Annotated in this window: 1 protein-coding gene; it reads left to right on the top strand. The window is 57.1% G+C overall.

The genetic code is table 11. The features are described 5' to 3' along the window. On the top strand, window positions 1–427 hold a 427-nt coding region (locus tag ACRXB1_RS37395), incomplete at its 5' end, for an integrase core domain-containing protein (protein ID WP_449494939.1). Window positions 428–436 lie beyond the last annotated feature (9 nt).

The following is a 436-nucleotide window of genomic DNA, read 5'->3' on the forward strand; positions in this document are numbered from 1 at the left end:
GGAAGTGATCAAGACTCATAGTCGGCCTTATGTTTCCAATGACAACCCGTTCTCCGAATCGCACTTCAAGACGTTTAAATATCGTCCTGACTTCCCGGATCGCTTCGGCTGCATCGAGGACGCCCGGGCGCACTGCCAGACATTCTTTGCCTGGTACAACACCGAGCATCGTCATTCAGGGATCGCGCTCATGACCCCGCACACCGTTCATTACGGCGGCGCTCAAGCGCTCACCAGAACGCGCTGCGCCACCCTGGATGCCGCCTTCCTGGCCCACCCCGAGCGTTTCAAGCGTGTCGCACCGCGACCACCCGAATTGCCCGTCGCCGCATGGATCAACCCACCCAAAAAGAAGGAATCCCAAACCCGCATAAAACTTGACGCTTGCTCACTGAATGTAAACACCCAGGTGTCGCAAACTCATTGACACGCTCCG

The organism is Caballeronia sp. M23-90 (assembly GCF_053574605.1).